The organism is Candidatus Acetothermia bacterium (genome assembly GCA_024653305.1).
Taxonomy (GTDB): Bacteria; Bipolaricaulota; Bipolaricaulia; order Bipolaricaulales; family Bipolaricaulaceae; genus JACIWI01.
In genome coordinates, this window is the sequence record JANLFW010000015.1 from 33,408 (window position 1) to 37,322 (window position 3,915).

Genomic DNA, 3,915 nt, shown 5'->3' on the forward strand with positions numbered 1-3,915 from the left:
CCGTGGGCACTCGTTTGGCGCAAAGAGCGCGGAGGAAACAGGGGATAGGCGTCGCCCATGAAGGGCGACAACTGAATCGCCGGAAGGAGGTCGCATGCGAGGGCGTGTGCTGTTGGCAGTCGCGGTCGTGGTGGTCGGCATGGTGGGGCTCGCGGCCCGGCCCGAGGACGCGGTGGTGCCGGAACTCCTGGTGGGGACCCTGGCTGGGTATGCCGGAGGTTTGGCGGGAGCGCACTTTTTCAGCGCGGCCGTGGCCTGGGCCGGATGGGGGACGATCGGGGGGGCGCTCGCCGGGATCGTGGCCGGGTACGTGGGCTATGCGGTCGGGTCGACCCTCGGGGCGGGCTTAGGGGTGGTGCTCACCGGGGCGGCGCTCGGGGCCGAGGGGGACGTGGTCTTCGCGTTCGTCGGGTCCGGGGTCGGGACAGGGGTCGCGTTTGGACTTGGGGCCATGTTCGACTTCGAATGGGCATTGCGCCTCGGGGCGCCGGCCGCCGCCGCGTTCGCCACCTGGGGGTTCAACCAAGGGGCCGGGGCGCGCCGCTAACAGCCCGTATGGCACCCGCAGCTAGGCGGTGGGGGCCAGCGCCCGGAGGAGAAGGGTGGCGTAGCTTCCGGGGGGGAGGGTGAAGGTCATGGTCACCCTTCGGCGGCCCGGGAAGCGTTCGTCCTCGTCCTCCCCGAGCCAAGCGGCTTCGGTCGGCACTGCCCATAGCCGCCGCGTCCCCTGGCCCAGGTAGACCCGGTGGAGGGCGCGGGCCCGAAGATCCGGGAGCCTCAGCCCCTCCTCCCGGAGCACCTCCTCCACGATCGAGCCCATCGCCGGATCGGTGATCCGCGTTCGGTGCGAAAGAAGCGGGATCTCCAGGCGCAGGAGCTCGCTCAAGGGCGGGGCCAGGACCCCGTCCGCTGGGGAGACGAGCGCCCCAAACGGGGTGGCAAGGTAAGCTGGGGGCACCCCCGCTTCCTGGAGCCGCCAGGCGAGGTGGCGGGAAGCGGTGCGGTTCCAAAGGAAACTTTGGTACGCGGAGAGCCAAAGGGAGAGCACCCTGGGGGTCACCAGGTTCAGGGCCTTCTTGAGCTCCGTGGGGTGATCGGCGAGGAAGGAAAGGACGCTGCGCAGGTTGGACTTGGGGGCGTGGGCCTTGAGGGTTGCCCAGTCCCCCCAGTGCTCCCGGGCCAGGCGCTTGAACCGGAGCACCCCGGGAGGATCCCCGACGAGGGGCTCGGCGAGGTAGCAGCGCAGCGCCCCTTCGACGTCCCCTTGCAGGATGAGCTTCCCCGGGAACCCAAGCCTCCGGCTCCACGACCCGAACCGCTGGAGGTCGAAGTAGTTGGGGAACCCAGCACAGGCGAGGGCCTCCCATCGCGCCCGCAGCGCCGGCACTTCCTCAGGGTCCAGGTCGCGGAGCACGATCCGGAAACGGTTTCCGGCGAGGTCCCGTGGCGAGAGCGGCCGGGGGAGGAACCCCACCCGACGGGCGGAGAACCCTGGCCCGGAAACCCACGTCGAGGCTGACCGCGTATCCACGGTGCAGTACTGGACGGCCAGGGCGTCCTTGTCCTTGAGCGCCGGGAACCGCACTGCCCCCGGTGCGATGCCAAACCGGGCGGCGAGGCGGTCGTGCACGGCCAGGGTGGGGAGGCCCCGCTTCTCCACCCGGTACACCGGATAGGTCCCACGGGGCTCGGGCCGGATGGAGAGGAGCTCCTCGACCTGGAAGTCCTCGGGGACGTGCTTGAAGCGCATCGTCACGTCCCCCGGGAGGCTTCCTCGGCCAGGGCGAGGATCTTCCGGTCGAGCCGGGACAGGGGGCGGCGTTCCGGGTCCTCGCCGGGGCCAGGCCAGGGAGCGGCGTGGACGTGCACGGTGAGCCGCTTGTGGGTGAACGCGTGCCGAACCGTGCCAAGAAGCCGGGCTTCGGCCAGCCCGTACCGGGCGAGAAGGGCCGGCAAGGCGTCCTCGCCCTCGGCCATGGGAACCCCCCACAGCCCGCCCAGGGCTTGCCCGTCCCGCCGCTCCAGGACGTACCCAGTTTGTCCCTTGAGCGCAAGCGCCACTGCCTCCACCGCCCGTGGGCGCCTGGCCCGCGGGGCGGGGTACCGCTCCGGGGCGAGCTTCCCTGCGCAGAACGGGTTCACCGGGCAGGCCGGGCACTGGGGGGCCTTGGGCGTGCAGGCCGTGGCCCCGAGGTCCATCAGGGCCTGGTTCCATGTTCCCGCGTTCTCGGGATCGAGCAGGGCCTGGGCCATGTCCCCAAGCCACTGCCCGGTCGGCTGTTCGACCGCGAACAGGCGCGCCAGCACCCGCCGGGCGTTCCCGTCCACCGCGGCCACGGCTTCCCCGAACGCGATCGACGCCACCGCGGCCGCCGTGTACGGGCCAACCCCGGGGAGCTTTAACAGCTCTGCGTACGCCCGGGGAAGTCCCGTCCCGGCCACGGTCTGCGCCAGCCGATGGAGGTTCCGGGCCCGCCGGTAGTAGCCGGCCCCGGCCCAAACCCTGAGCACCTCCTCCTCGGGTGCTTGGGCCAATGCCTGTAGGGTGGGGAAGGCCGCGAGGAACCGGGCGTAGTAGCGGAGGGCCTGGTCCACCCGGGTCTGCTGGAGGAGGACCTCGGCGATGAGGATTCGGTACGGGTCGCGGGTGGCCCGCCACGGGAGGTCCCGCTGGTGGCGGGCGTACCAGGCGCGGAGTGCCCGGCGCATTTCGGCCACTTGGGTCAATGGGGTGGGCACAGGCCAAGCCTACCCTGCCTTGGCCACCCCCGGCCAGATGGTTGGCCGCCCCGGGAGCCCGCGCTACCATGGAGCCGAAGGAGGGGTGATGGAGGAAAGACGGAAGCTCACGATCCCGGACCTTCTCGCCATGGTGGAGCGGGGGGAGAAGATCACGTTCCTCACCGCCTACGACTACCCGACCGCCCTCCTCGAGGACCGGGCGGGGATGGACATGATCCTCGTCGGGGATTCGGGGGCGATGTGCCTGCTTGGGCACAAGACGACGCTCCCGGCCACGATGGACTTCATGGTGGCGATCACCGGTGCTGTAGCGCGGGCGGCGAGCCGGGCGTTCGTGGTGGGGGACATGCCGTACATGTCCTACCAGCCATCGAACGAGACCGCCGTGCGCAATGCGGGCCGGTTCATCGCCGAGGGCGGGGCGGACGCGGTGAAGCTGGAGGGCGGGGCGCGGATGGCGGAGCGGGTGGAGGCCATCGTTCGGGCGGGGATCCCGGTGATGGGGCACATCGGCCTCACGCCGCAGGCGGCGAGCATGATCGGTGGCCTCAAGTCCCAGGGCCGCAGCGCCGCCACGGCCCGCGCCCTCATCGACGACGCCAAGGTGCTTGAGGAGGCGGGGGCGTTCGCGATCCTCCTTGAGGCGATCCCGGCCCGGGTGGCGGAGCTGATCGTGAAGCGGGCCAAGGTTCCGATCCTCGGGATCGGCTCCGGCCCGGCCTGTCACGGCCAGCTCTTGATCGTCCACGACATCCTCGGCCTCTTTGAGGCGTTCACCCCAAAGTTCGTCAAGCGCTATGCGGATCTCGCGCCGATCATGCTCCAGGCGTTCCAGGAGTACATCCGCGACGTGAAAGAGGGGGCCTTCCCCGGCCCCGAGCACGTGTACCACATCCCCAAAGAGGAGTGGGAGCAGCTTCAAAAGCTCCTCGGGCCATAATCGCCAGACCTGCTTTGGCTGGAGAAGCCGTTCAGGTAGATCTCCCAGATTCCTTTGCCGTCTTTCTGGGCCATCTCGCTCGGGCAGTTGGCCCGGGGTAGCGTGAGCCACTGTACGAAGTGTAGATGGGGCAGCTGCCCGTGTCGTGGGGGCTCATGCACGACACAAGGTCTGAACCTCCCGCTCGGATGTTCAAGTGGGCCATATCGCCTCCCTTAGCTCGTAGTCCCGTC

Annotated in this window: 4 protein-coding genes; 2 read left to right on the top strand and 2 right to left on the bottom strand. The window is 70.1% G+C overall.

Annotation, left to right across the window (positions count from 1 at the left end):
- Positions 1-94: 94 nt before the first annotated feature.
- Positions 95-547, top strand: coding sequence for a hypothetical protein (locus NUV94_06325; protein ID MCR4392376.1), 453 nt, complete (start codon positions 95-97; stop codon positions 545-547).
- Positions 548-568: 21 nt separating this feature from the next.
- Here the strand turns inward: NUV94_06325 and truD are convergent, their stop codons facing one another.
- A complete protein-coding gene (gene truD, locus NUV94_06330; GenBank protein ID MCR4392377.1) occupies positions 569-1,750 on the bottom strand; it encodes a tRNA pseudouridine(13) synthase TruD in 1,182 nt (393 codons plus the stop codon).
- Positions 1,751-1,752: 2 nt separating this feature from the next.
- On the bottom strand, positions 1,753-2,718 hold the full coding sequence (locus tag NUV94_06335; GenBank protein MCR4392378.1) for an A/G-specific adenine glycosylase: 966 nt from the start codon (positions 2,716-2,718) through the stop codon (positions 1,753-1,755).
- Between the two features lie 109 nt (positions 2,719-2,827).
- On the opposite strand from NUV94_06335, the gene panB reads away from it, so the two are divergent.
- A complete protein-coding gene (panB, locus tag NUV94_06340; protein MCR4392379.1) occupies positions 2,828-3,682 on the top strand; it encodes a 3-methyl-2-oxobutanoate hydroxymethyltransferase in 855 nt (284 codons plus the stop codon).
- The last annotated feature ends 233 nt before the right edge of the window (positions 3,683-3,915 follow it).